At 64.4% G+C, this 26,120-nt stretch carries 24 protein-coding genes, 1 tRNA gene, 1 pseudogene and 1 riboswitch; of the genes and pseudogenes, 10 read left to right on the top strand and 16 right to left on the bottom strand.

What is annotated here, in order from left to right:
- Positions 1-4: 4 nt before the first annotated feature.
- Positions 5-209: riboswitch (cobalamin riboswitch) on the bottom strand.
- Between the two features lie 188 nt (positions 210-397).
- The 3 genes from CCOS191_RS10230 (at position 398) to CCOS191_RS10240 (ending at position 2,203) form a co-directional block, all read left to right on the top strand.
- Positions 398-895 carry a PaaI family thioesterase gene (locus CCOS191_RS10230; RefSeq protein WP_046855087.1) on the top strand — a complete coding sequence of 166 codons (498 nt, stop codon included), beginning with the start codon at positions 398-400 and terminating at the stop codon, positions 893-895.
- A 65-nt stretch (positions 896-960) separates the two neighbouring features.
- Complete coding sequence (locus CCOS191_RS10235; protein WP_046855088.1) at positions 961-1,482, top strand: GNAT family N-acetyltransferase; 522 nt, start codon at positions 961-963, stop codon at positions 1,480-1,482.
- A 25-nt stretch (positions 1,483-1,507) separates the two neighbouring features.
- The gene (locus tag CCOS191_RS10240) at positions 1,508-2,203 is read left to right on the top strand and encodes a glutathione S-transferase N-terminal domain-containing protein (protein ID WP_046855089.1); all 696 of its coding nucleotides are present in this window, start codon (positions 1,508-1,510) and stop codon (positions 2,201-2,203) included.
- 102 nt (positions 2,204-2,305) lie between these two features.
- Here CCOS191_RS10240 and CCOS191_RS10245 read toward each other — a convergent pair whose 3' ends face one another.
- The gene (locus tag CCOS191_RS10245) at positions 2,306-3,922 is read right to left on the bottom strand and encodes an inorganic phosphate transporter (protein WP_046855090.1); all 1,617 of its coding nucleotides are present in this window, start codon (positions 3,920-3,922) and stop codon (positions 2,306-2,308) included.
- Positions 3,923-4,050: 128 nt separating this feature from the next.
- Here CCOS191_RS10245 and CCOS191_RS10250 point away from each other — a divergent pair, with 128 nt between their 5' ends.
- Both CCOS191_RS10250 and CCOS191_RS10255 read left to right on the top strand, forming a co-directional pair.
- On the top strand, positions 4,051-4,437 hold the full coding sequence (locus CCOS191_RS10250; protein WP_046855091.1) for a DUF488 domain-containing protein: 387 nt from the start codon (positions 4,051-4,053) through the stop codon (positions 4,435-4,437).
- Positions 4,427-4,858, top strand: coding sequence for a GNAT family N-acetyltransferase (locus CCOS191_RS10255; RefSeq protein WP_046855092.1), 432 nt, complete (start codon positions 4,427-4,429; stop codon positions 4,856-4,858). Before CCOS191_RS10250 ends, CCOS191_RS10255 begins: the two co-directional genes overlap by 11 nt.
- A gap of 4 nt (positions 4,859-4,862) precedes the next feature.
- On the opposite strand, the gene CCOS191_RS10260 is transcribed toward CCOS191_RS10255, so the two are convergent.
- From CCOS191_RS10260 to CCOS191_RS10310, 11 genes are all read right to left on the bottom strand, one after another.
- Entirely contained in the window at positions 4,863-6,293 is a 1,431-nt protein-coding gene (locus CCOS191_RS10260) for a right-handed parallel beta-helix repeat-containing protein (protein WP_082120392.1), read from the bottom strand.
- Positions 6,294-6,307: 14 nt separating this feature from the next.
- Positions 6,308-7,417, bottom strand: coding sequence for a polysaccharide lyase (locus CCOS191_RS10265; protein ID WP_046855093.1), 1,110 nt, complete (start codon positions 7,415-7,417; stop codon positions 6,308-6,310).
- A 92-nt stretch (positions 7,418-7,509) separates the two neighbouring features.
- On the bottom strand, positions 7,510-8,904 hold the full coding sequence (locus tag CCOS191_RS10270) for an alginate O-acetyltransferase AlgX-related protein (protein ID WP_046855094.1): 1,395 nt from the start codon (positions 8,902-8,904) through the stop codon (positions 7,510-7,512).
- A 26-nt stretch (positions 8,905-8,930) separates the two neighbouring features.
- Entirely contained in the window at positions 8,931-9,560 is a 630-nt protein-coding gene (locus tag CCOS191_RS10275; protein ID WP_046855095.1) for an alginate O-acetyltransferase AlgF, read from the bottom strand.
- 18 nt (positions 9,561-9,578) lie between these two features.
- Positions 9,579-10,673, bottom strand: a complete 1,095-nt coding sequence (locus CCOS191_RS10280) for an alginate O-acetyltransferase (RefSeq protein WP_046855096.1) — start codon at positions 10,671-10,673, stop codon at positions 9,579-9,581.
- Positions 10,674-10,682: 9 nt separating this feature from the next.
- Positions 10,683-12,110, bottom strand: a complete 1,428-nt coding sequence (locus CCOS191_RS10285) for an MBOAT family O-acyltransferase (protein ID WP_046855097.1) — start codon at positions 12,108-12,110, stop codon at positions 10,683-10,685.
- Between the two features lie 12 nt (positions 12,111-12,122).
- Positions 12,123-13,568: an alginate export family protein gene (locus tag CCOS191_RS10290; protein ID WP_046855098.1), complete on the bottom strand. Its 1,446-nt coding sequence runs from the start codon at positions 13,566-13,568 to the stop codon at positions 12,123-12,125.
- The gene (locus CCOS191_RS10295; RefSeq protein ID WP_046855099.1) at positions 13,565-15,013 is read right to left on the bottom strand and encodes an SEL1-like repeat protein; all 1,449 of its coding nucleotides are present in this window, start codon (positions 15,011-15,013) and stop codon (positions 13,565-13,567) included. Before CCOS191_RS10295 ends, CCOS191_RS10290 begins: the two co-directional genes overlap by 4 nt.
- A 9-nt stretch (positions 15,014-15,022) precedes the next feature.
- Positions 15,023-16,174: a PilZ domain-containing protein gene (locus CCOS191_RS10300; RefSeq protein ID WP_046855100.1), complete on the bottom strand. Its 1,152-nt coding sequence runs from the start codon at positions 16,172-16,174 to the stop codon at positions 15,023-15,025.
- Between the two features lie 16 nt (positions 16,175-16,190).
- Complete coding sequence (locus CCOS191_RS10305) at positions 16,191-17,723, bottom strand: glycosyltransferase (protein WP_172670885.1); 1,533 nt, start codon at positions 17,721-17,723, stop codon at positions 16,191-16,193.
- Positions 17,724-17,777: 54 nt separating this feature from the next.
- Positions 17,778-19,079, bottom strand: coding sequence for a nucleotide sugar dehydrogenase (locus tag CCOS191_RS10310; protein ID WP_046855101.1), 1,302 nt, complete (start codon positions 19,077-19,079; stop codon positions 17,778-17,780).
- Positions 19,080-19,695: 616 nt separating this feature from the next.
- Here CCOS191_RS10310 and CCOS191_RS10315 point away from each other — a divergent pair.
- The 5 genes from CCOS191_RS10315 (at position 19,696) to CCOS191_RS10335 (ending at position 23,354) form a co-directional block, all read left to right on the top strand.
- Positions 19,696-20,085, top strand: coding sequence for a helix-turn-helix domain-containing protein (locus tag CCOS191_RS10315; RefSeq protein ID WP_046855102.1), 390 nt, complete (start codon positions 19,696-19,698; stop codon positions 20,083-20,085).
- A 63-nt stretch (positions 20,086-20,148) separates the two neighbouring features.
- Positions 20,149-20,787, top strand: a complete 639-nt coding sequence (gene gacA / locus CCOS191_RS10320) for a response regulator transcription factor GacA (protein ID WP_023631421.1) — start codon at positions 20,149-20,151, stop codon at positions 20,785-20,787.
- Positions 20,788-20,796: 9 nt separating this feature from the next.
- Complete coding sequence (gene uvrC, locus CCOS191_RS10325) at positions 20,797-22,620, top strand: excinuclease ABC subunit UvrC (protein WP_046855103.1); 1,824 nt, start codon at positions 20,797-20,799, stop codon at positions 22,618-22,620.
- A gap of 33 nt (positions 22,621-22,653) precedes the next feature.
- Complete coding sequence (gene pgsA / locus CCOS191_RS10330; RefSeq protein WP_038706385.1) at positions 22,654-23,214, top strand: CDP-diacylglycerol--glycerol-3-phosphate 3-phosphatidyltransferase; 561 nt, start codon at positions 22,654-22,656, stop codon at positions 23,212-23,214.
- Positions 23,215-23,278: 64 nt separating this feature from the next.
- Positions 23,279-23,354 (top strand) — tRNA-Gly (locus CCOS191_RS10335).
- A 104-nt stretch (positions 23,355-23,458) separates the two neighbouring features.
- On the opposite strand, the gene CCOS191_RS27180 is transcribed toward CCOS191_RS10335, so the two are convergent.
- The 4 genes and pseudogenes from CCOS191_RS27180 to CCOS191_RS10340 form a co-directional block, all read right to left on the bottom strand.
- Positions 23,459-23,716, bottom strand: coding sequence for a PAAR domain-containing protein (locus CCOS191_RS27180; RefSeq protein WP_082120393.1), 258 nt, complete (start codon positions 23,714-23,716; stop codon positions 23,459-23,461).
- A pseudogene (locus CCOS191_RS27185) lies at positions 23,713-24,605 on the bottom strand (hypothetical protein). Before CCOS191_RS27185 ends, CCOS191_RS27180 begins: the two are co-directional and overlap by 4 nt.
- A 2-nt stretch (positions 24,606-24,607) precedes the next feature.
- Positions 24,608-25,228, bottom strand: a complete 621-nt coding sequence (locus CCOS191_RS27870) for a hypothetical protein (protein ID WP_156177532.1) — start codon at positions 25,226-25,228, stop codon at positions 24,608-24,610.
- The gene (locus CCOS191_RS10340; protein WP_046855104.1) at positions 25,225-26,118 is read right to left on the bottom strand and encodes a hypothetical protein; all 894 of its coding nucleotides are present in this window, start codon (positions 26,116-26,118) and stop codon (positions 25,225-25,227) included. Before CCOS191_RS10340 ends, CCOS191_RS27870 begins: the two co-directional genes overlap by 4 nt.
- Positions 26,119-26,120 lie beyond the last annotated feature (2 nt).

Below are 26,120 nucleotides of genomic sequence, written 5' to 3' on the forward strand. Positions count from 1 at the left end.
GGGTTGCCAAGTGAAGCCTCAGGCCGGTCTCCGGGCTTGCGAGGGTCGTGAAGCCTTCACCTTCCCATGCGTGTGCACAGTGGTCTGTCGAAGGGTTCGCTCGCTTACCGTTGCGGGGGCAGCGCCGGACTTGTCGTGGTATCGACTCACCGGCTTCCCGTTTCACCTTGCGCGCGGCGGCGCAGGGCACCTGAAACTGGCGCGCATCTGACCACCGAACGGGCAGGGAGTCAATCGTCTGGATGAGCGGGCTGACTGTGGCTGAATCGCGGTTCAGAGCGGTTGCCGTCAGACCAGCGTTGTCTGCGGACAGGCCGCGTGGATTGGCGCAGGCCGCGCAGGGCGCTACCATCGGTAGCCAGCCTCCTTATCCAACACCAACAAGCCAAGGACGCGTATGACCGAGCAAGCCCTGTCCCTGCAACAACTCGCCGCCCCCGAAGGCATCTGCTACGGCTGCGGCTGTTCCCACCCCAGCGGCCTGCATGTGCAGAGCCACTGGGACGCCGACGGCATCCACCTGTCGTGCCGGCATACCCCCGCCCCGACCTTCACCGGCTGGCCCGGCCTGGTCTACGGTGGCCTGCTGGCCATGCTGGTCGACTGCCATTCCAACTGGACCGCCATGGCCTGTCACTACCGTGCCGAAGGCCGCGAACCTGGCAGCCTGCCGCGTATCGACTGCGTCACCGGCCAGCTTGGCCTGACCTACCTCAAGCCCACGCCCATGGGCGTCGAGCTGCTGCTCAAGGCCCGGGTCGAGGGCGAACTGGGGCGCAAGACCCGGGTGATCTGCGAGGTCTGGGCCGGGGATGTACTGACTGTCACCGCCGATTCGGTGTTCGTGCGGGTCGATACCGAGAAGCTCAAGCGCCAGGCCCATGGCGACGCCTGAACTTGCACCGATGGGGTGCGGCTGGCATTGTCGAACGTGACCCGGCTGCCCGACAGGATGTTGCCATGCCCTACCAGATTCGCCCGGCCCGTGACGAAGATTGCGTGGCCCTTAGCCTCGTCGGCCAAGCGACCTTCGCCCTGGCCAGCCCGCCCGATAGCGCGGTCAGCGCCCAGCAGCACTACATCGCCCACCATCTCCAGCCCGAACATTTCCAGGCGCACCTGGAGCACCCGCACAAGCGATTGCTGGTGGTCGAACGGGATGGCCAGGTGCTGGGCTACAGCATGCTCGACCTGGCGCCCGGCAAGTTGGGTATTGCCGAAGCCGATCAACTGGCGGAAATCTCCCGCTGCTATGTACTACCCTGCGCCCATGGCACCGGCGCCGCGCAATTGTTGCTCGCCACCACCCTGGCCCAGGTCGATGGCCAGGCGCGCCTGACAGTCAATGAGCTGAACGCCCGGGCGATCGGTTTCTATCAGCGCAACGGCTTTCGCAAGGTGGGCGAGGCGATCTTCCCTTGTGGCGACGAGCGGCACCGCGACTGGGTGATGGTCAGGATGGCCGAAGATCATCTAGATTGAACGCTCCCAACGCGAAGGCACCCCCATGACCGAACTTTCCGCATTCCCCATCACCGGCAAATGGCCGGCGCGACACCCCGAGCGTCTGCAACTGTACTCGCTGGCCACGCCCAACGGGGTCAAGGTCTCGATCATGCTCGAGGAAATCGGCCTGCCCTACGAGGTGCACAAGGTCAGCTTCGAAACCGAGGACCAGTTGAGCCCCGCGTTCATCTCCCTGAGCGCCAACAACAAGATCCCGGCGATCCTCGACCCCAATGGGCCGGGGGGCCAACCGTTGCCATTGTTCGAATCGGGGGCGATCCTGCAGTACCTGGCCGAGAAGAGCGGCCAGTTGCTGAGCCAGGACCCGGCCCAGCGCTACCAGACCCTGCAGTGGCTGATGTTCCAGATGGGCGGCATCGGGCCGATGTTCGGCCAGGTGGGGTTCTTCCATTTCTTCGCGGGCAAGGAGTACGAGGACAAGCGTCCGCGAGACCGCTACGTCAATGAGTCCAAGCGCCTGCTGGCGGTGCTCGACCACCACCTGCAAGGGCGGGAGTGGATGGTCGATGCATACAGCATCGCCGATATCGCCATCTTCCCCTGGGTGCGTAACCTGGTGGAGCGCTACAACGCGCGGGAGCTGGTGGAATTCGACACGTTCAAGGAAGTGCAGCGGGTGCTGGCGCGGTTCCTCGAGCGCCCGGCCGTGCAGCGTGGCCTGAAGATTCCCGCTTGATCGCGCCTCACCTCTGTAGGAGCGGCTTTAGCCGCGATGCAGGCAACGCGGAGCCTGGCACCCGCTTTGCGGGTGATCGCGGCTGAAGCCGCTCCTACAGGATCAGAAGAGCTGGTTGAGTAGCCAGTACAGACACCCCGCCAGCACCATCGCCGCCGGCAATGTCAGCACCCAGGCCATCAGCAGGTTGACCAGCGTCTTGCGTTGAATCCCCGAGCCGTTGGCCACCATGGTCCCGGCCACCCCCGAGCTCAGCACATGGGTGGTCGATACCGGCAGGCCGAACATATCCGCCGCGCCGATGGTGCACATCGCCACCACCTCGGCCGAAGCGCCCTGGGCATAGCTCAGGTGGGTCTTGCCGATCTTCTCGCCCACCGTCACCACGATGCGCCGCCAGCCGACCATGGTGCCCAGGCCCAGGGCGATGGCCACCGCCACCTTGACCCACAGTGGGATATAGCGGGTGGCGTCGTCCAGCTGGCGCTTGAACAGTTGCACATGGCGGGCGGTGTCGGCGTCGTAGCGGGCCAGCTGGTGCTTGTCGATCTGGCGGATGGCTTCGCTGGCCAGGTACATGTCGTTGCGCACGTTGGCCATGGCCTCGGCCGGCACGCGTTTGAGCGAGCCGTAGCCCTTGACCTCCTCGCCGATCATGCCAGTCAGCGCGGCCAGCGCCGGCAGCAGCTCGGGGCTGGCCTTCGGGGTGGCGACGAACGCGGTCAGCACCTGGCGCGGATCGGCCGGGGCGGGCGCGGGGGCGGCCCTTACCAGGGCCTGGCGGGTGACCTCGGCGACGGCCGAGAACTGCAGGGCCTGCTCGTTGGGCATGGTCTTGTTCAGGGCATAGGCCATCGGCAGGGTGCCGACCAGGATCAGCATGATCAGGCCCATGCCTTTCTGCCCGTCGTTGGAGCCGTGGGCGAAGGACACGCCGGTGCAGGTGAGGATCAGCACGCCGCGGATCCACCAGGGCGGCGGCGTCTGGCCTTCTGGTGCCTGGTACAGCTCGCGGCGCTTGACCAGCGCGCGCAGGGCGAGCAGCAACAGGGCGGCGCAGGCGAAGCCGATCAACGGCGAGAACAACAGGGCATAGCCGACCTTGCTGGCCTGGGCCCAATCCACGCCGCTGGTGCCGTCACGCCCGTGCATCAATGCATTGGCCACGCCCACGCCGATGATCGAGCCGATCAGGGTATGCGAGGACGAGGCTGGCAGCCCCAGCCACCAGGTGCCGAGGTTCCAGATGATCGCCGCCAGCAGCAGGGCGAAGACCATGGCGAAACCGGCCGACGAGCCGACCTGCAGGATCAGCTCCACCGGCAGCAGGGCGATGATGCCGAAGGCCACCGCGCCGCTGGACAGCAGCACTCCGAGGAAATTGCACAACCCCGACCACACCACCGCCACCGAAGCTGGCAGTGAATGGGTGTAGATCACCGTGGCCACGGCGTTGGCGGTGTCGTGGAAACCATTGACGAACTCGAAGCCCAGGGCGATCAGCAGGGCCAGGCCCAGCAACAGGAAAGGGGTGACGGTGGTGACGACGGTGCCGCTGGCGCTGACGTCCTGCTTGAGGCTCCAGAAGGTGTAGGCCAGGCCCGCCAGCAGCAGGCCGAAGAACAAGGTGAGGGTGGCGCGTCCGGGTTTGTGGGCAAGGGATGGGCCTGGGGGGCGCAGGCTCAGGTCGGGCTGGCTGGCCAGTGACGGGGTTGCCATGAGGGCTCCGGTTGGCGTCGGGCGGTGGTGCCGAAGGTATACAGCATAGAAACAATTCGTTACCGGGCCGTGACCTCGATCAATGAAGGCCCTAGGCTTGTAGGGGAACGATGTCGCAGGAGTACCTGATGATTCGCTGCAAACGCGTCTACGAGAGCGTCGAGGTGCAGGATGGCCAGCGCGTGCTGGTCGATCGCCTGTGGCCCCGTAATAAGCGCAAGGAAGACCTGCATGGGCAGTGGTTGCGCGAAGTCGCGCCCTCCGATGCACTGCGCAAGGCATTTCACTCCGGTGAATTGGACTTTGCAGCCTTTGTCCAGCGCTATCAGCAGGAACTGGCCGCCCACCCCGAGCACTGGTATCCGTTGCTGGACCTGGCCGGCAAAGGCGATTTGACCTTGCTCTACGCTGGCAAGGATACCGAGCACAACAATGCCCAGGTCCTGGCCCGGTGGCTGGAGGATGAGCTGGAGCGCCGTGGCCCGGCCAGTTCACCGGTGTGCTATGCCCCTTGAACTGATCCCCGCCAGCGATGACTACCTGACGTTTGCCCGCGACCTCACCCGCCGCGCCATGCTGCCGTACTACCGCGAGTTCGACCTGCTGTGGATCGAGGAAGCCTTCGACGAGGCCTGGGGCTGGCGCGAACAGTGGTTGGTGGTCGAGGACGAACAAGTACTGGGGTTCTGCAGCCTCAGCCAGGATCGCCAGGCGTTGTTCATTCGCGAGTTGCACCTGTTGCCCGAATATCGAGGCCGCGGCGTGGGCAGCTGGGTGCTGGAGGAACTGGCCGCCTGGGCGGCGCAACGCCGGCTGCCATGGCTGCGGCTGATGGTGTTCGCCAGCAACCCGGCGCGGCGCCTGTACCAGCGCCGGGGCTTCGTTGAAGTGGGCATGGACGAGTGTTTCGTGCGGATGCAGCGCCCGGTCGCCTGAGCTACTACTGACGCAGCCGCACCATCCGCCCCTGGACCAACGTCGCCTCCAGCACTTGTCCCTGCAGCACCAGCAGGTCACCGGCCAGCAGGTTCTGCAGCAGCGCCTTGCCGTCGAAGGTATTGTTCCCCAACTCGACCTCCCGCAGTCCCTCGACCCGCACCACCGCCTTGCCCACCTGTCCCAGGCGATTGCCACTGAGCAGCAGCGGGCCCGGCAGGGGCGTGGCATTGCGCAGGCTGACGGCGTACTCCGGGGTGTTGCCGATGCGATTGCCGACCAGGGCCAGGGCCGCCACCTCGCTGACGTCCACCGCGCTGCCCTGGCTGCTGGCCAGCAGGTTGTCGTCGATCAGCAGCGGCGCCTCGGGCGTGGGCGCCAGGTTGCGCAGCTGGATGCCGTTGCCCTGGCTGTCGCCGATACGGTTGCCCGCCAGCCACACGGCGCCGCGCTGGTCGCTGATTTCGATGGCGGCCTTGGCGGCGCCGAGGATCAGGTTGCCCTCGACCAGCGCCCGGGTCTGGCCGCGCAGGCGCACGCCGCTGTTGTTGTCGATGCCCCGCACCTGATTGTCATGCAGGTGCAACTGGCTGTCGCGGGCGTCGACCGCGTATTGCTGCGAGCCTTCGAAGCGGCTGCCGGTGATGGTCGCCTGGCTGTGTTGCAGCTCCACCGCGCTGGACAATTCGCTGAACTGACTGCTTTCGATCAGCAGCGTGGCGGGGCGCGTACCGGCGGGTTGCTGGGTACTCAGCGCGGTGCTCAGCCCGCGGGACAGGTTGGCGTTGTAGCCCAGGCGCCGGAGTGTCGAGCCGATCACCTGGGTGTGGCTGCCGGCCCAGGCCACCACGAAGGGGCGCCAGGCGCGATCGGTGTTGCCTGGTTTGTCGCCGGCCACGCTCTCCAGTGTCGAACGCTCCAGCCCCAACCAGCCCTGGTTGATCAACGCGGTGCCGGAAAAACTGTACAGGTAGAGATGGGCGCCCTCGAGCAGCAGCCCGGCATCGGCGCCGATCATCAACGGGTAGCTGAGCAGGTAGCCGTCCTTGTAGGGCCTGAGTACCCGCGGATCGCGCAGCGCGTCATGCAGTTGCGCCAGGGTGATGCTGCCACCGCGCAGCACCACGGCCTGCGGGTGGTGCGCCTGGTAGCCGGCGATGGCGCGGAACAGGCCATTGTTGACGAACGGCTCGAACGGCCAGCTGCCGGCCTGGGACGAGAACATCGGTTGCAGGCTCACGCTGGCGCGGCCTGCGGGGGGCGCTCGACGGGCCTGTTCGAAGCTTACGGCCTGGCGGACCTGGCGACGCAGCTGGTCCAGCTGTTGCTGGTGCTGCGCCTGGGGCAGGGTGTCCATCACCGGCGCGGCCTGGGCGGTCGTCGCCAGCAGCAGGGCGGCCAGGCAGGTGAGGGAAAAGCGGCTGAACGGTGCCATGGGAACGTCCTTGATCAAGGCAGGGTGGGGTAGGCCGGCTTGAGCAGGCCACCGATCTGGCTGTAGTTGTCCACCTCGCCGTCCTCGCTGTCGTACAGCTGGCGGGCGAGGGCGTGTCCGGGCCGGCGGGCGAGGAACGGGATCAGCCAGGCCAGCTTGTACGGCGCGACTTCGGCCTGGCGCTGCCCTTTGAGCTCGGGCAGGGTGTCCGGGGCGAGCACGCTGCTTGCGGCGAAACTGGCCAGTTGGTCGAGGATGCGCTGGTCGTCGTCGCTCCAGGGCAGGCCATTGGCGAGCGCCGATTCGCTCAACAGTACCAGCGGCACCAGGGCGTACTGGCTGTAGTTGGCAGCCAGCCTGCTGCGCGCCACCTCCAGCGGCAGGTAGGCCTGGTCGCCCCTGCGCACGGCCTGGGCCAGGCCCCGGCGCAGATTGCCGTCGGCCCAGCGGATGAAATCGTCGCGGCCCACCAGCATGCCGGCGGCGGCCACCGCCCAGGCGGCCCAGTAGTCGTGGTTGTTGAAGTACACGGTGGTGGACTGGCGGCGCGGGTCGTATTCGCGGATCACCTGTTCGCCAAGCTGGCTGAACCAACGGTGTTGCACGGGGGTGAGGCGGACCTTGCCGTCGGCGGCCGCCTGGGTCAGCAGCACCGCGCCGGCCATGGCCGCCAGCGCCCACTTGCGCGCCGCCATGCCGGTGTTGCTGGCATCCGGATCGAGCAGGGCACCGGCTTGCGCCCAATGCTCCAGCCACTGCTCCTGGCAGGCCAGGGCCATGTTTGCTTCCTGGGGCTTCTTCGCCTTCTGGAAGCGCTTGCCGGCCTGGATCACGCCTGCGATGAACTGTTTGACCTGCCGGGCAATGCGCTCGCTGTCGGCGTCGGGCGCGGCGCGCAAGGTCGACTTGCTGGCGTCGCGTTGATCGTACTTGCTCTGCAGGTGCAGGCTGCCGGTATAGGGTGGTGGCGGTTGCTTGCTGCAGGTCAGGCTGTGGTAGTCGGCGATCAGGGCCGACTGCGCGGTGGCGCGGGCGGGCCAGATGGTTTGCGCAGCATGGCCGGGCAGGGGCAGCAGGGCGATTGCAAGCAGCAGGGGCAACCCTGGGGCCGCTTTGCGGCCCATCGCCGGCAAGCCGGCTCCCACAAGTGCCGTGCATTCCCCTGTGGGAGCCGGCTTGCCGGCGATGGGCTGCGCAGCAGCCCCTATTATCGATTTCACAGGCACAGGCGGGTCTCCACATCGGTGGCGGCGGTGCCGGCCTTGGTCGGCTCGAGGAATACCGAGAGCAGGTTGGCGCCGGCAAACTCGGGCGCCCGGCTCAGCTCCAGGTAGAACTGGCCGCCACCGACTGCCGCCTCGCGACGGAACCACACCTTGTCGCGGGCGCCGTTGTCGTAATAGACGATGATGTAGAAATCCTTGACGTTCCTGTCGCTCAGGCGGATGTCGAGAAAGCCCTTGGACACCGCCTGCCGGGCACTGCCGGCATTGCTCAGCAGTTCGATGCGCTCGCCGACCTGCAGTGCCGGCCGCTGCAGTTTCGTGCCCAGTAGCTCCCTGGAAGCCTTGCAGCCACCGTGTATCGCCGGCACCAACTGGCGATACATCAACGGCGAGTCCAGGCGGTAGTTGGCCGGCAGTTCCCAGACGATCAGCTTGGGCGGCGCCTCGGGCTTGTAGTCGGCAGACAGCAGGTATTCCAGGAGCGAGCCGTCCTCGCCCACGCCGGGCAGCGCGTAGTTGAGCACATCCGCCTGCAGGTACTGTTTCAGGTAGCCGTCGAAGTTGAACTGCTTGCTCTCGTCCTCGCGGGCCGCAGCATTGCTGTCGCCGACCAGGATCACCTCGGGGTCGGGCGCTTCGTCGAACAGGGCATCGCTGCTATCGGCCACAGGCACGGTCTGGTAGCCGCGTACGTACTGGAACCCGTAGTTGTTGCCGCAGATATAGCTCAGGGCCAGGTTCAGCGTGCCGTCCTTGGGTACCATCACGCCGGGCTCGGTGCTGTAGCGTTTCTTGCTCAAGCCACTGTAGAACGGCTGGCGGCGGATCTCCTCGGCCATCAACCTGGCCGTGGCCTCGGCGCCGGCCGGGGTCCAGTGGTGGTCGCGGCGGAAGAAGTATTCGCCCTGGGGCGGCTGGCGCACCAGCTGCATCATCGGCGCCACCACCGCGCCGCCCTGGCGCAGTTGCCCCAGGTAGGTGTCGAGGTTGCGGCTGGCGCGCTCGAAGTCGAAACCATGCAACTGGTCGGCGTAGAGCTTGTCGCGGTGCATCAGGCCGCGGGTCGGCTGGACCGCCATGGCCACCTGGATGCCCTGGCGGTGGAACGCGTCCATCAGCCGGGCGAACTCCGGGCGCATGGGCGCGGGAATGCCGAAGTCGTTGGTCAGGTCGACCATCGAGCGGAACAGCCAGCGCTCCTTGCCGGGGACGATCTGGCGCATCAGCTTCATGCGCCCTTCGGCATAGTGCTGCGGTTCGGCCAGGGCCGGGCAGACCATGCACTGCAGGTTCTCGCAGCCGGGTCGGGCGGGCTCGGCGGCCTGGCCGGGCAGGGCCGTCAGCGCCAGGGTGGCCGCCAGGCCAAGAGGGAGGAAGGTGTTCATGGGCCAGTCATCCTTGCGGCGGTGTGTCACTCGGTCGGGTCGATGCTGTTGGCCAGGCTCAGGCTGCGATTGCCTGGCAGCAGCACGTAGCTGTAGGAACGGCCTTTCTTGAGAAACAACTCGTCGAAGCTGGCCACTTCCTGACCGCCGACATAGGCGGCGAAGTCGATCTTGATTTCGTTGACCATGCGCGCGCCGGTCTGGCCCTTGGTCAGGGCCTTGACCACCTCGTGCTTGCCGTCGGCGGTGCGCAGCGTGGCCTGGGCCGGGGTCAGGTTGTAGAAGGCCACCTGGGCCTTCTTCGGCTCATTGACGTACTGGTCGGCGATCACTTGCAGCTGCTTGCCGTCGTACACCACGGTGCTGGCGGCGTTGGCCGCCAGGGTCGGCTCGATGGCCGTGGCACCGATGCCGATCCGGTGTACCCCGGCCGGCACGAAGCGGTAGCCGCTGAGCTGCCCCGGGGCGACCTTCTGCGCATTGAGCTTGCCGCTGAGGGCCACATCGATGCTGCTGTCGGACAGGTTGAGCACGCGCACGAAGGCCGAGTCGGCCGGGGCCACGGCGTCGTACAGGTCGGCATTGCCTTCGGCGGCCAGGGCGGTGTGGCTGGCGGCGGTCAGGGCCAGGGCGGTGAACAGGGGCGAAAGCTTCATCAGGTTCTCCTTGGGACGTCAGAAATGCGCGGGCTGGGCGTCGCGGGCAAGCGCGCCGGGGCGATGGGCAAGCAGGGTGCGCAGGGGGAACTCCCAGATCACGGTGTCGATCTGCGGGTTGTGCAACTGGTCGCTGGCGAGGAACTGGTTCATCGCCTCGAACGGCCCACGGGCCTCTACGGCGACGGACAACAGGTCACGGTTGAGCGCTTCCTTGAGGAAACCGACGAAGTTCCAATCGTCGATCTTGCTGTAGCTGGTGCCCACCAGCAGCAGGCTCTGCGTCTGCTCGGCGAACAGCTCGTCACTGCTCTGGGCGGCCTTGAGGGTTTCGTACAGTTCGATCGGATTGGCGCCGAACTGTGGCGCCAGGCGGGCATGGTCGAACTGCAGGTAGTTCATCAGGTCGCCCTTGACCGTCTTGTCGCCGGCCTTGTGCGAGACATACACCTGGTCACCGAGCAGGCGCGGGCGCTGGCGTGCCAGTTCATAGGCCGACAGCCGCGCGCCGTCCGGGCTCCAGTGGGTGTCGGACTTGAGGAACAGGCGCGGACCTGCCAGGTTGCGCAGGTAGGCGTCACGCAGCGGCACCACATCCAGGCGGCGCAGTTGCAGGTCGGCGACGAAGCGGTCATAGAGGCTGGCCACCCGTGGGTCGAAGGCGCGCTCGGCATGGGCGGCATAGATATCCAGCTTCATCGGCAAGGGCAGCAGCACCAGGTGCTTGCCATGCTCGGCCAGTTGCTGCCCGACCTTGGCGATCTGCGCCAGCTGGCTCGCCAGGTTGGCGTCCAGGTCGTTGGGCACGCGGTACTCCTGGCTAGTGTAGAGCCAGCCGTCCTTGCCCAGCACCACGCCCTGGGTGCCCTCGCCGAACAGCTGGAAGCGTGCGTCGGCCCACAGCTGCACCGAGGGTTCGCGCAGGAACAAGCGCTTGTCGTAGACCTGCTCGAACTTGCGCAACAGCTTGCCGTCGACGAACAGGTTCCAGCTGTCGGTCTGGGCGCGGGCGAAGCTCAGCACTGGCGGCAGCGAGTAGACGAACATCGCCGCCAACGCCAGGGCGAAGATCACACCGTTGGCCTTGCTGGCCGTCTTCATCACCGGGTACACGGCACTCTCCTAGAACTGGAAATACAGGAACGGCGAAAACGAACTGGCCGCCAGGCTGCTCAGCGCCAGCAGGAAGCCGGCCCACAGCAGCAGGCTGTGCAGCACCCCGACATGGCGCATGAAGTAGCCGTCCTGGTTGCCGGCGTAGAAGCGCACGTTGTTGATCCCGGCCAGGATCAGCCAGGCGACTGCCACCAGGGCGAAGGCCATGGCCATCTTCGAGGCGCCGAGCACGTACAGCTCCAGCGAGCCGAAGCCGTTCAGGCCCAGCAGCGCCTGGTAGATGTCGAGGCTGTGGCGCAGGTTCATGGTGAAGAACAGCGGCATGCTCAGGATGATCAGCAGCGCGGTGCGCAGGTTGCGGCCCAGGCGGTACGGTGTACTGACCTTGGTGGCCAGGCCGAACTTGCGCTCCAGCACCATGCCGATGCCGAAGAACAGCCCCCAGCAGATGAAGGCGAAGCTCGCTCCGTGCCACAGGCCCGACAGCAGCATGGTCCACACCAGCGCCGGCAGGGCGCCGGCCACGCGCTTGCGCACCAGGGGCATGTAGACGTAGTCGCGCAGGAAATGCGCCAGGGTCATGTGCCAGCGCGACCAGAACTCGGTGATGCTTTGCGACACATAAGGCTGGTTGAAGTTTTCCGGGAAGCGAAAGCCCATCATCAGCGCCAGGCCCAGGGCCATGTGGCTGTAACCGGCGAAGTCGAAGTACAGCTGCAGGGTCGACACCACCAGGCCGAACCAGGCATCGCTGAACTGCAGGCTGCCTTCGCCGATGAACAGCACGTTGATCGGCGCCAGGCGGTCGGCAATCAGCACCTTCATGATGAAACCGAGCATGAACCGGCACACGCCCAGCGAGAACAGCTCCAGCGAGTGGCTGCGCTGGCGCAACTGCGGGGCCAGCTGGCTGTAGCGCAGGATCGGCCCCGCCACCAGGTGCGGGAACAGTGCGACGAAGGCGGCGAAGTCGATGAAGCTGCGCGTGGGCGTGGCGTCCTTGCGGTAGATGTCGACGATGTAGCTCAGCGCATGGAACACATAGAACGAGATGCCCAGCGGCAGGAAGATGTTCTCCAGCGTCCAGGTGTCGATGCCCAGCGGCGCCAGCAGCAGGGCCAGCATCTCGGCGCCGAAGTTGGCGTACTTGAAGTAGCCCAGCGTCGCCAGGTTGCCGGCCACGCCCAACCACAGCAGGCGCAAGGCCCAAGGTTTGTCCGCGGCGTCCAGGCGTGCCTTGATGCCCAGGCCGAACGCGTAGTTCCAGGCGGTGATGGCGACGAACAGCAGCAGGAAGTCCGGGCGCCACCAGGCGTAGAACACGTAGCTGGCGGCAACGATCACCAGCGAGCGCCACCGCGGCCGGGCCAGGTAGTAGATAGCCAGGAACAGCGGCAGGTAGAGGAACAGGAATACGTTGGAGGCGAAGATCATGCTGGCCCGTCCTTAGTAGCTGATCACCACGCCGACACTCAGCTGGTAGTCGTCACCGCTGTCCAGCGCGCTGCCTGCGTTGAGGTAGCTGGCGCTGACCAGGGTGTTGACGTCCAGGCGCTTGCCGTCGAGGGCTACCGGGAACATCTTCCAGTAGTAGTTGAGGTCGATCATCTGGCCGACGTTGTCGCCCTTGCCGTGCAGCCCGGCGTTCAGTTCGCTCTGGCGTCGGGCGCGGGCATCGGCGGCCATGCGGATCGGCAGCGCGCCGCCCTCGTCGCGCAGGTTGAGTTGGGTCACCCGCAGGTCCAGGGCGCTGCGCGCGGTGGGGCGGGTCTCCAGGGCGAAGCCGTAGTAACTCAGGTTGCGCAGGTCGAGGGCGACGAACGCACTGGTCAGGCGCGTGCTGTACGAGCCCTGGCGGGTGATGCGGTCGGACTGGATCGGGTTGAGCCGGAAGCCGTCGTTGTCGTCGTCCGGCTTGTCGGTCAGGCCGCCGCGCAATGCCAGGCGCGGGGTCCAGGGCAGCGTCTCGAAGCGCTTGCCGACCTCGCCCAGCGCCGCCCAGCCTTTGCTGGCGTGGCCGGTGCTGGTGACGCCGTTGCCGGCGGTGTTGTCCATCTTGCCTTCCAGGGCCGCCAGTTCCAGGTGGTAGTCGGTGGCCAGGGGCAGGTTGTCGCCCTTGAAGAACAGCCCGTAGCGCCAGCCCTTGAAGTCGTAGCGATCGTCGACGTCGTGGTCGCTGCGGTCGTTCTCCTGCATCAGGCGCACGCCAACCTGGTTGTTCGGGCTCCAGCGATAGGCGTATTGGCCCATCAGGTACAGCGTGCGCTCTTCGCTCGCGGCCAGCGAATTGACGTCGGTGTTGTAGTTGTGGAATTTCTGCCCGAGCGCGACGAAAGCGTCGGAAAAGGTGTCCTTATAGTCGAAGCGCACCGACTCCAGGCTGTCGTCCCACCAGATGCCGTAGTCGTCGGCGAAACGTTGGCGGCCGAACGACAGCGAGAAGCGCGGGTCGTCGCCGATCAGGTTGCGCTTGACGTACAGTTCGCGCAGTTCGGCGTACCAGCCCTCGGGTTGTTCGCGGGCATTGCTGTTGGTCGATTCGTTGGCCAGGTTGCTCGACTGGCTGGAGTCGTAGTTCAGCCACAAGCGGCCATAGACCATCCACCTGGCCCAGCGTTTTTCCGGCGAGTACCAGGCGAACGACGGTTCGTATCGCAGGCTGTAGAAACTCTCGCGGTCGCGGCCGACCTGGGAGTCCTGAGGGCCGTAGCCGGTCTGCAGGGTGAGCTTGTTGAAGAACTCCGAGGTGATCACCGGCTCGCTGCCGTCAACGGTCGCGACGCGTACCGGCGCGCTGCTGTCGGCCTCGGGGCCGGTGACTTCCTCGGCTGCCAGCACCGTCAGCGGCGCCAGGGCGAGCAGGGCGCCGAGCAGGGGTGGGTGCGCTTTCACAGGGTGGGCTCCTTCAACAGATCGTTGCGCACGGCCAGGGCGCGCTCGATGTCATCCTTGGACAAGGTCTTGTCCAGCCGTTTGATCAGGCCACGGGCGCGGGTCTCGCCGAGGTCGAGGGCGATGCGGGCGTAGGTATAGGCCTTGACCGGGTCGTGGCAGATGGCCCGGCCGCGCAGGTGCACGGTGGCCATGCGGTACCAGGCGGCGGTAGAGCCTTGCTCGGCCTGTTGCCGCCAGATGGCCAGGGCACGCTCCTGGTCGGGCTGGTCGAGGCCGCCCTTGCTGTACAGGTCACCCAGCAGCAGGCGGGCGTCCGGGTAGTGGGCGGCGATCAGCTCGTCGATCAGTGCATGGGCCTTGTACGGGTCCAGGGTCAGCCAGTTATTGACCATGTAGAACTGGGCATCCAATGCCTTGGCGCGGGTCGGGTCTTTGGCCCTTACCTGGGTGATCAGTGCCTGGGCCTGCTCGGCGTTGTGCTCGGTGGGATTGGAGATCATGAAGTTGGCCTTGGCCACCAGCGCCGGCAGGTAGCCACGGGCGACGGCGTTGTCCAGCCAGCGCTGGGCCTCGGCGATGCCGTCGGCGCGCAGCTGGTCGTCGGCCTTGTCGCGGGCCAGTTGCTCGGCCGTCGGCTCGACCTTGGCGCCCATGGCGCGGCTCTGGCGCTGCTCGCGTTCGGCGTCCAGTTCGGCGCGGGTGGTGCCATGGATGCTGTCCAGCAGCGCACCGATGCGCTGCACGACCTCCACCGGCAGGCTGGCCATCTCCGGCTCCAGGCTGCGGGCGAAGGCGAGGAAGGCCGGGTCCTGGCGCTCGCCGAGGAAGCGGTAGTAGCGCTCGATGCCGCGTGGGTCGATGCGTGCCGCCTGCTGGTACCAGCGCTCGGCTGCGGCGCGGTCGCCCTGGCGCTCGGCGACCACGGCGCGATACAGCTCAGGGCGGCAGTTGAGCAGGCAGCTCTGTTCGTACAGCGCCAGCAGTTCGGCGGCGCGCTCGCCCGGGAACAGCTGCGGATAGACCAGGAACACCTCCAGGCTGGTGCTGGTGCTGCGTGGGTCACGGTCGTTGGGGTAGCGGGCCAGGGCCTGGCGCACCCATGCTTCGTGACTGCGCTGCAGGCGCGGGGTGCGGTCGAGCAGGCGCGCCAGCGAGGCCAGCGCCGGGATCTGGCCGTGGCCGTCGGCGAAGGCCTCCTGGTACAGGCTGACGATGTCCTGGCGCCTGGCACTGTCGCTGTTGGCCAGCACATCGCCGAGCAATTGCTTGGAGGCCAGGTCGCCACGCTCGGCGAGGGCGCGCAGGTCGCTCGTGACGTCGGCGCCCGGGTCCTTGTACAGCGCGTAGCGGATCTGCTCCAGGCTCTGCCCGGCCCAGCCGCTGCCGGCGCAGACCAGGCCGAGGCCGGCCAGCAACAGGCGCGGGGCGTTCTTGGCGTTCATGAGCGGCCCTCAGTTGCCGCTGCCGAACGGCAGGCCCAGGTACAGGTCGACCGCCACGGCTTTCTGGTAGGCCGCCGCCGGCAGCGGGCTGTCCGGCTGGATGGTCAGCGCCAGGTTGTGGTTCAGCTCGTCGGAGCGGGCGTCCACCACCTTGCCGCTGAAGTGCTGGTCGAGACCGAACACTTGCATGTCCACCGAGCGCACGCGGCTGACATCGGTGAGCTTGTCGAACGGCACGTTGGCGCGCACGAACATGGCCTCGCCCTTGGGCAGCAGGTGCATCATCGGCGCGGCCTTGTAGCCGTAGCCGTCCAGCGGTTGCGACGGGTACCAGACCTGGCAGTCGCACGGGCTGTTGATCACCGTCTCGACGCTGGCGCGGCCCAATAATGCCTGCAGGTCGCCCGGGGCAAGGTCGGCCAGGGCCTTCATGTCAGCCGGGCTGGTGAAACTGGTGGCCAGCTGGGTGGAGATGTTCGCCAGTGGTTGGCCGGCGCGCACCTCGGTGGCGTCGGCCGGCAGCAGGTACTTCACGTAGCCGTTGTCCGGCATGCTGATGACCTGGGCGTTGCTCGCCACCGTGGCCTGCAGTGCCGGGATGCGGAAGAACAGCAGGTAGCCCTTGTAGCCGACGAAGCCCAGCGCGGCCAGGCCGGCAGCGGTGTACAGCGCGGTGCCGGCGATGGCCTTGAGGCGCTCGCCCGGCGTGCGCGCGCGGGCTTGCTGGTGCTTGCGCGCCTTGATGTAGTTTTCCCGCTGCATCACGTTGAACAGGCCGTTGATGTCGGCAACTTCGCCCGACAGGTAGGCGCTGATCAGGTAGCGCAGGATGTCGCGCTTCTGCGCGTCGAGGTCGACGAATTGCGCGCCGACCTCCTTGCCGCGCTGGGAGACGATGCGCACCTTGCCTTCGATCGCCAGGTCGACCTGGTTCAGGCGCAGCTGGATCGAGGCGTCGTACAGCGCGCCGATGGTCAACGGCGCTTCGTGCAGCAGGCCGATGCCGCCCAGCGAGATGTCGGCCAGGTCCGCCTCGAGCGGCTCGCGCCCGGCGCCGGCCAGGCGTACCCGGGCGTTCATGCGGGTGCGCACGTACTGACGCTCGTCGATGGCTTCGTGGACGATGTTGGCCGCGGCCGCGGGGGTATTGGAAGTACTCATGTGCAGGCGCCTTTCCTTAACGTTGCGTGAGTTCTAGAAGCACGGTGATGACCCCGAAGAAGATGGCGATCGAGGAGCACAGCATCGCCTTCGAGGACCAGCGGTTGAGGTTGGCGTCGAAGTCGACGCTGCCGGTGGCCAGGGTGGTCTTCTGCCGCGTCCAGCGTTGCTGGTCCATGTGGAACATCGCGTAGACCTTCATCAGCGAGCCGACGATCTGGTTGTAATAGAGAACGAAGGGGTACATCGGGCTGACCGGGTGCCCGGCGAAGATGAACAGCACGGTCACCAGGCTGCGCGAGATCAGCACCCAGAACAGGTACACCAGCAGGTACTGGATGCCGAATAGCAGGCCGGCCACCACCGAAGCGGTCAGGCCCATCAGGCAGGTCCACATCGACACGCGCTGGTCGAGCAGCACGTACAGGGTGAACAGCCCCAGACGCGCGCGGCCGAGCAGGGCGGTGGCGCGGAAGTTCTGCCGCAGCGAGTTGCCATACCAGCGGAACATCAACTGGCGGGTGGCGACCCAGAAGCTGTCGCTGGGTGGGTGCTCTACGGTCAGGGTGTGGCTGTCGGGCACGTAGAAGGTGTCCCAGCCGGCGCGCATCAGGCTCAGCCAGCTGGACTTGTCGTCGCCGGTGAGGAACTGGAAGCGGCCCAGGCGCCAGTGCTCGAGAAAATCCGCCTCGACATCGCGGATGAATGCCGGGTCGGTCATCACCCCGGCGCGGAAGAACGACAGCCGCCCGGTCAGGGTCAGCACCCGATGCGACAGGGCCATCGAGCACATGTTGATGTGCCGCTGGACGAAACGCATCGAGTGCCATTGGCGCATCCAGCGGCTGCCCTCGACCTCACAGAACTCGTTGGTGGTCAGGCCACCAACGTCGGGCAGCACGGCGAACAGCTTGACCGCCCGCTCGACGCAGCCGGGCAGCATCATGGTGTCGCCGTCGACCACGCCGACCACCGCATCTTCCAGCGGCATCTGCCGCGACAGGGCACGGAAGGCGTGGGCCAGGCCATCGCGCTTGCCGGTGCCGCGGGCGCGGACGATGACCAGGCGGATGTCGTCGCGGCCCTGCACCTCGTCGCGCATGATGTCCTTGATGAACTGCTCGTCACCTTTCTCGACGATCGAGGCGATCACCGTGCACGGCACCTTGAGTCGCTGCACCTCCTGGAACACCGACTGGTACACCTTGAAGGTGGTATGGGTGGGGATGCGAAAGCTGGTCACCACCATGAACATGTGCGATGGCAATGCCGCGTCGCCCAGGCGCTCGACCTGGCGGCGCAGGCGCGGGAAGCGCCAGTGCAGGAAGTACATGCCGCGCAGGTAGTGGACGATGGCGTTGCCGTAGCGCCACATGCCCAGGGTGCCAATGATGAAGATGAACTGGTGATGGCCTGGGTCCAGGTACTGCGGCGCGACCATCTGCGCGGCCAGCGCGATGAGCCCGGCGAGCATTGCCCAGGCACAGAAGGTGGCCGCTGCGCGCAGATAGCCCGGGGCCGCGAGAGGCCGCTGTCGTTGTCGTTCCATGGCGCTGTAGCTCCTTGGGTCGGGGCCCGCCGCAGGGGCGGGCATCGGCGTGCCTTACCAGCAGATGCCGTGGTGTTGGGCGTTGCTGCCGCCGGCCATGAAGCCGACCAGGTCGATCACCTGCTTGCCGGCGTCGAGCGCCTGCACGAAGCGTTCGTCGTTGTTGCCCAGCACGATCACCTCGGCTTCATCGATCACCTGCTGCAGGTCGCTGCGCAGCAGGGCGCTGACATGGGGGATCTGTTGCTCGATGTACTGGCGGTTGGCGCCGAACTGTCGTGCATGCTCGACGTTGGCGTCGAAGATGCGCAGCTCGTAACCTTTCCCGATCAGTTGCTCGGCCAGGGTCACCAACGGGCTCTCGCGCAGGTCGTCGCTGTTGGCCTTGAAGGCCAGCCCCAGCAGGGCGATGCGGCGCTTGCCGGCCTGGGTCACCAGGTCGAAGGCAGCCTGCACCTGGCTGCGGTTGCTGGCCATGATCGAGCCGAGCAGCGGGTGCGCCACGTCAAGCTGGCTGGCGCGGTAGGTGAGGGCGCGCACGTCCTTGGGCAGGCACGAACCGCCAAAGGCAAAGCCCGGGCGCAGGTAGTAGCGCGACAGGTTGAGCTTGTAGTCCTGGCACACCACATCCATCACTTCGCGGCCATCGACCCCGGAGGCCTTGGCGATGTTGCCGATCTCGTTGGCGAAGCTGACCTTGGTGGCGTGCCAGACGTTGCAGGTGTACTTGATCAGTTCGGCGACCTCGATCGACTTGCGGATCACCGGCGCGTCCAGGCCCTGGTACAGCGAGGCGAGCAGGTCGCCGGAACGGCTGTCGAGTTCGCCGATCACGGTCATGGCCGGGAAGTCGTAGTCCTGGATAGCCGTGCTCTCGCGCAGGAACTCCGGGTTGACCGCCACGCCGAAGTCGCGCCCGGCCTGCTTGCCCGAGGCCTGCTCGAGCAGCGGGATGACCACGTTCTTCACCGTGCCCGGCAGTACCGTGCTGCGCACCACCACGGTGTGGCGGCTGGCCTTGTCGCGCAGGGCCGCGCCGATCTCGCGGCACACCGCCTCCATGTACACCAGGTCGAGGTCGCCATTGGCCTTGCTCGGCGTGCCGACGCACAGCAGCGACAGCTCGGTGGCGAGGATCGCCGCCTGCACATCGGTGGTGCCGCGCAGGCGCCCCTGACGCACGCCGTCGAGCAGCAGTTGCTCCAGGCCCGGCTCGACGATGGGCGAGCGGCCCTGGTTGATCATGTCGATCTTCGCCTGGGCGACGTCCACCCCCAGCACCTGATGCCCACGCGCCGACAGGCAGCCGGCGCAGACCGCTCCCACATAGCCAAGTCCGAAGATACTGATGTTCATAGATCCCTCTCCCCAGGCGCGACGCAAGGCCGGCCGAGATACTCAGTTCAAGAAGTTATGCAAATGCCAGACGCGCAGGATCAAGCCGCGCTAGATAGGTAGCGGTGCAGGCTGTTTCGTGGTGGTCTTTTTACATCCTAAGGAGTTTTCTGATAGTGCGGCAAGCGTTGTTGGTTAGTTTGTTTGGAATTTTCTTAAAGTTTGTTTTGTTAGTTAAAAACCCCTTTAAAAACAATAAGTTAAAGTTTGATGTAAGTTGGGCGTCAAAAAAATGATTATCTAATTGGTGTCGATATAATGGCGTCAAAACGGTGGTTTTTCGTGATTCTTGCAGTGGCTTGTCCCGCCCGGTTTCTGCTGGCCGATTAATGTCATTCAGGTTTTTTCGTGTTGTCCGCCATCGCCGGCAAACCCCTTGCGCGGGCGATGTAAAGCCTGCAGACGGCAGTGCTGAACCCACTGTGATGGCCCTGTCGTCTGTCCCCCTGATTCAGGGCGTGGCGCAATGATGGCTTGCAACGATTGGATCCAATTGGCATAGTGCCGGACGATTGTGCAGACATTCACTCGGGTGCGGGATGCACCCGTCTTCCATTCATGCAAAGGAGGCAAGCAGATGAACGGATTTGGTCCGCGACTCAGAGAAGAGCGCGAACGCCTGGGGCTGACCCAGCGCATTTTTGGCGATATCGGCGGTGTCGAGCCCAACGCCCAGGGCAAATACGAGAGCGGCGAACGCACGCCGCGCATGGACTACCTCGCGGCGGTCGCGAGCCGCGGCGTGGATGCGCTGTATGTGCTCAGCGGCGTGCACACACCAGCGCCCCTGGACAGCCTGACCTCGGATGAGAACCGCCTGCTAGGCGCCTTTCGCCGCCTGCCGTCGGCCGACCAGGCCGCGGTGTGGCACCTGCTCAACCGCCTCGCGGGTGAAGAAGGTGGCCATGAAGGGCTGCGCATGCGCCGGCCTGACCGGCAGGCATATTTCCATGACGCTTTGCGCTAGGTTCGTTGTGAAAAATTTTGTTAAGGTGGCGGGATCCAATCGCCCCACTGACGAGGTGTCTGCTTGATTAGGGTCCTGGTGGTCGACGATCACGATCTGGTGCGTACCGGCATCACACGCATGCTGGCCGACATCGACGGGCTGCAGGTGGTGGGGGAGGCGGACTCTGGCGAGTCCGCCCTCAAACTGGCCCGCGAGCTCAAGCCGGACGTGGTGCTGATGGACGTGAAGATGCCAGGGATCGGCGGCCTGGAGGCCACGCGCAAACTGTTGCGCAGTCACCCGGACACCAAGGTGGTCGCGGTGACCGTGTGCGAGGAAGATCCGTTTCCCACCCGCCTGTTGCAGGCGGGGGCCGCGGGCTACCTGACCAAGGGCGCCGGGCTCGACGAGATGGTCCAGGCCATCCGCCTGGCCTTCGCCGGCCAGCGCTACATCAGCCCGCAGATCGCCCAGCAGCTGGCGCTCAAGTCGTTCCAGCCCCAGGGGTCGCCGTTCGATGCGCTGTCCGAGCGGGAAATCCAGATTGCGCTGATGATCGTCGGCTGCCAGAAGGTGCAGATCATCTCTGACAAGTTGTGTCTGTCGCCCAAGACCGTCAATACTTACCGTTATCGAATCTTCGAAAAACTCTCGGTCACCAGCGACGTCGAACTGACCTTGCTGGCCGTCCGTCACGGTATGGTCGACGCAAGTCTTTAAGCACACCTCATGTCACAACCTTTTGATGCAAGTGCGTTCCTGGCGACCTGCAGCGGTCGCCCGGGCGTTTACCGGATGTTCGACGGCGAGGCCCGCCTGCTGTACGTGGGCAAGGCCAAGAACCTCAAGAAACGCCTGGCCAGCTATTTTCGCAAGACCGGTCTTGCGCCGAAGACGGCTGCCCTGGTGGGGCGTATCGCCCAGGTCGAGACCACCATCACCGCCAACGAAACCGAGGCGCTGCTGCTCGAGCAGACGCTGATCAAGGAATGGCGCCCGCCCTACAACATCCTGCTGCGTGACGATAAGTCCTACCCATACGTATTCCTGTCTGACGGGGAATTCCCACGCCTGGGTATCCATCGCGGCGCGAAGAAAGCCAAGGGTCGCTACTTCGGCCCGTACCCCAGCGCAGGTGCCATCCGCGAGAGCCTGAGCCTGCTGCAAAAGGCGTTCTCGGTGCGCCAGTGCGAAGACAGCTACTACGCCAACCGCACCCGCCCGTGCCTGCAGTACCAGATCAAACGCTGCAAGGGACCGTGCGTGGGCCTGGTGACGCCCGGGGAATACGCCGAGGACGTGCGTCACTCGGTGATGTTCCTCGAGGGGCGCAGCCAGCAGCTGGGCAACGAGCTCAATGCCGAGATGGAAAAGGCCGCCATGGCCCTGAATTTCGAGAAGGCCGCCGAGCTGCGCGACCAGATCGCCCTGTTGCGGCGGGTCCAGGACCAACAGTACATGGAAGGCGGCTCCGGTGATGTCGACGTGGTGGCGGCTTTCGTCAACCCGGGCGGCGCCTGCGTGCACCTGATCAGCGTGCGTGGCGGCCGGGTGCTGGGCAGCAAGAACTTCTTCCCCCAGGTGGGCATCGAGGAGGAGGTGGCCGAGGTCATGGCCGCGTTCCTTTCCCAGTACTACCTCGGCAACGCCGAACGCGAGCTGCCGGGCGAGCTGATCGTCAACGTGGTGCATGACGACTTCGCCGCCATCAGCGAGGCGGTGCAGACCCTGCGCGGCCGCGAGCTGAGCATCAGCCACCGTGTGCGCGGCACCCGGGCGCGCTGGCAGCAACTGGCGGTGACCAACGCCGAGCAGGCCCTCAACGCTCGCCTGGCCAACCGCCAGCACATGGCCGCCCGCTTCGAGGCGCTGGCCCAGGTGCTGGGCCTGGACGAAGTGCCGCAGCGCCTGGAGTGCTACGACATCAGCCACTCCAGCGGTGAGGCCACCGTGGCCAGCTGCGTGGTGTTCGGCCCGGAAGGCCCGCTCAAATCCGACTACCGCCGCTTCAACATCGAAGGCGTGACCGCCGGCGACGATTACGCCGCCATGCACCAGGCGCTGATGCGCCGTTACGGGCGGATCAAGGACGGCGAGGGCAAGCTGCCCGATGTGCTGCTGGTGGACGGCGGCAAGGGCCAGCTGAACATGGCCCGCGAGGTGATGCAGGAACTCGGCCTTACCGATCTCACCCTGCTCGGCGTGGCCAAGGGCGTGACCCGCAAGGCCGGTTTCGAGACCCTCTACCTGAACGACGTGGCCCACGAGTTCACCCTCAAGGGCGACTCGCCGGCCCTGCACCTGATCCAGCAGATCCGCGACGAAGCCCACCGCTTCGCCATCACCGGCCACCGCGCCCGGCGCGGCAAGGCCCGGCGCACCTCGAGCCTGGAGGACGTCGCCGGGGTCGGGCCCAAGCGCCGCCGCGACTTGCTGAAACATTTCGGCGGCCTGCAGGAGCTCAACCGCGCCAGTGTCGACGAGATCGCCAAGGCTCCCGGCATCAGTAAAAAGCTTGCCGAGTCGATTTATGCCAGCCTGCATAGCGAGTAGAATGCCGGGTTCAACTCGCAGCCAGTCGTACCGATGAATATTCCAAACCTGCTCACCGTTCTACGCGTCCTGCTCATCCCGATCTTCATCCTGCTGTTCTATGTGCCCTATCACTGGAGCTACATGGCCGCCAGCACGGTGTTCGCCATCGCCGCCGCCACTGACTGGCTCGACGGCTACCTGGCGCGTCGGCTGCAGCAGAGCACCCCGTTCGGCGCCTTCCTAGACCCGGTGGCCGACAAATTGATGGTCGCCGTGGCCCTGGTGCTGCTGGTGCAGGTGCATGCCAACTTCTGGCTGACGCTGCCGGCGGCGGTGATCATCGGTCGCGAGATCGTGGTCTCGGCGCTGCGCGAGTGGATGGCCGAACTCGGCGCCCGCGCCCATGTGGCGGTGTCGAACCTGGGCAAGTGGAAGACCGCCGCGCAGATGCTGGCGCTGGTGATCCTGCTGGCCAACCCGCCGTTGCTGACCTTCTGGGTGGTGCTGGGCTACGGCTTGCTGCTGGTGGCGGCGGGGCTGACCCTGGTGTCGATGGTGCACTACCTGGTGGCCGCCTGGCCGCACCTGCGCGAAGGTTCGGAGCAGAAGTAAAAGTTTTTTTGAATCAAGGGGTTGACGCCGTTCTGTAAATCGCTAGAATGGCACCCATCACGACGCGGGAATAGCTCAGTTGGTAGAGCACGACCTTGCCAAGGTCGGGGTCGCGAGTTCGAGTCTCGTTTCCCGCTCCAAATATTGGCTCAAAGAGTTCTATAGAATTCTTTGAGCTCTCGAAAAAAGACGCTTCGGCGTCTTTTTTCGTTCTTGTTGTCAAAGCCATCTGCCGGCTTTGCTGTCAATCAATCAGCCAACCCGGATCACCCTCGACCAAGGTTCCGCCATGGCTGGTGGTGTCTCCCTCCCTTGCCGCCGGTTGGCCCTCGATGATCGTGCTGCCAGCACCGGTTTCGATGATAGCGCCACAACTGATTCGGTCGCCGACGCGTGCTATTGCCCTGCCATCCACGAATGCTGCGCTTGCGCCTGTTTCTACGGTGCCTTCGCCATGGATAGGGCAACTATGGCGATGGCCTACGAGTACGATGGGTTTCATTTGCGCTTTCCTTTTTTTAGTTGAACAGGGGCTTCGTCGAAGGCCTGTGGCGGGGGCGGTGCTGCCCGGACATTGAACAGGCGGCACACGCCGTACCAGAAGAGGGCGAGGCCAAGGTTGTAGGGGAACAACACAGTCCAGAACGGTAGTTGCCAGTTCTTCTTGCCCTGCATTTCTCCGGGCTCGCCGGTTCGCCAGGGAGCGTAGTGGCGCCAGGCTTCTGCCGGGGTGAGGCAGATGGCATGAAGCGGTCGGTACCACCAGTTGGGTTCGCCGGGAGGAGGGAGTTTGGCCGGGCCGTGGTTCATGAAGTGGCGAATGTATTCCCAGACTTCGGCGACGTGTTTGAAGCCCGGTTCGGTGGGCTCGTTGCTGTCGACCCAGAGGCAGTCTTTTTGGTGGAGGCTGCCGTCTTCTCTGTAGGGAGCAAAGGCAAGTGCATAGGAAGTGCTGAAGGATGCGCCACCATATTCAGTTCGCTTGAAAAAGCAACCGCCTGTAGTGTTCCACTCGAAAGTGAACAGCTTTCTTCCTCGCTGGTAGTATATTTTTTTGGTTGCACGGTTGAAGTAAAATCCGGAGAGATTCTTTATAAAATATATTCTATAAAGCAAGAAGGGGAAAAAACGAAGGGTGTAAGTGTCATTATGGCTATGAAGGCAAGGTTGAGGGTGTCGAGGTTTAATATTTTGATTGATAGAAGGCTTGGGTAAATGCCAGTCATTACTCCGATAATTAGTGCGGTATAGATTTTCCCCATAAATACGGAGTCTGTTACCCGAGGATTTCGCAGGCTTAATATATCTCCAGACAGGTTTGCTAACTGTCCAGTAATGGCTGGTTTGTATCCGGAATCCGAGTTTATATTAAGTGCCCAAATGACTGACATTATTAGCGCTCGAGACGAAAAATTGAACTAACCTCATTTCCTTCATTCAAGCCTTGGTTGGAGCTATAGGCTAAATGCAGTGAGGCATGAGTTTGGTTGTTTATGGTGTTCTTGAAATTCAGAATTAAGCCGGCGCCTATAACGTAGCAAATAGCAGCAAGTGGAAAGACGACCATTTCTCCGTCTTCACGAAGGCTGCTCAAGCTAGCTGACCATTCGCTTGTGCCTACGATAAAGCCCGGTAGGAATACTGTGAATTCCACGGTGGGTTGTGTGGTGGTGACTTCGTTGTGGGTGATGGCGGTCCAGTTTGCTGGTGCCCAATAATTATTTTCATGCCAGCCACTGTCGACCCCGGTCATGCCAAAGGATCGCGCTTCTTCTGCGGATATTAGCCTTGGTCCGTAATGCACATCTTGCCAGGCTTTAAGTTCGTCTTGCAGATAAGGGAATGGAGGAAGTTTTTTTTCATGATCCAGTACGATTTCGGGATGCACCTCTCCATCGTTTTTACGATTGCCGAAAATGCTCCGTGCTGCCCAGAGCTCAATAGGGGGCAGGATGGGTACGCGTGGGCTGCAGGAAGGGCCGAAGGTGGCGCTGTTGGCAGAGCCGTCGGTCATTTACGCTGCCTTTTGGTTGAGCGTACTGGGGCTTGCTCGAAGGCCTCTGGTGGAGGCGGTGCAGCCCGGACATTGAAGAGGCGGCATACGCCGTACCAGCAGAGGGCAAGGCCGAGGTTGTAGGGGAACAACACGGCCCAGAACGGCAGTTGCCAGTTCTTCTTGCCCTGCATTTCTCCGGGCTCGCCGGTTCGCCAGGGGGCGTAGTGGCGCCAGGCTTCTGCCGGGGTGAGGCAGATGGCGTGAAGCGGCCGATGCCACCAGTTGGGTTCGCCCGGAGGAGGGAGTTTGGCTGGGCCGTGGTTCATGAAGTGGCGAAGGTATTCCCAGACTTCGGCAACGTGTTTGAAGCCCGGTTCGGTAGGCTCGTTGCTGTCGACCCAGAGGCAGTCTTTTTGGTGGAGGCTGCCGTCTTCTCTGTAGGGGGCAAAGGCAAGTGCATAAGAAGTACTAAAGGATGCGCCACCGTATTCAGTGCGCTTGAAAAAGCCACCGCCTGTAGTGTTCCAGTCGAAAGTGAACAGCTTTTTTCCTCGTTGGTAGTATATTTTTTTGGTTGCGTGGTTGAAGTAAAATCCGGATAAATTCTTTATGAAATAGATTCGATAAAGCAGGAAGGGGAGAAAAACTAAGGGCGCAAGTGTCATTGTGGCTATGAAAATAAGATCGGGGGTGTCGAGGTTTGATGTTCTGATTGATAGTAGGCCTGGGTAGCTGCTGGTCATTACTCCGATTATCATAACGGTATAAAGCTTTCCCATAAATACGGAGTCTGTTACCCAAGGGTTTCGTAGGCATAATGTATCTCCAGATAGGCTTGCTAATTGTCCAGTAATGGCAGCTTTGTATCCAGAATCCGAATTTGTATTTAATGCCCAAATAACTGACATGA

This window comes from Pseudomonas sp. CCOS 191 (assembly GCF_001007005.1).
In the GTDB taxonomy this organism is placed as follows: domain Bacteria; phylum Pseudomonadota; class Gammaproteobacteria; order Pseudomonadales; family Pseudomonadaceae; genus Aquipseudomonas; species Aquipseudomonas soli.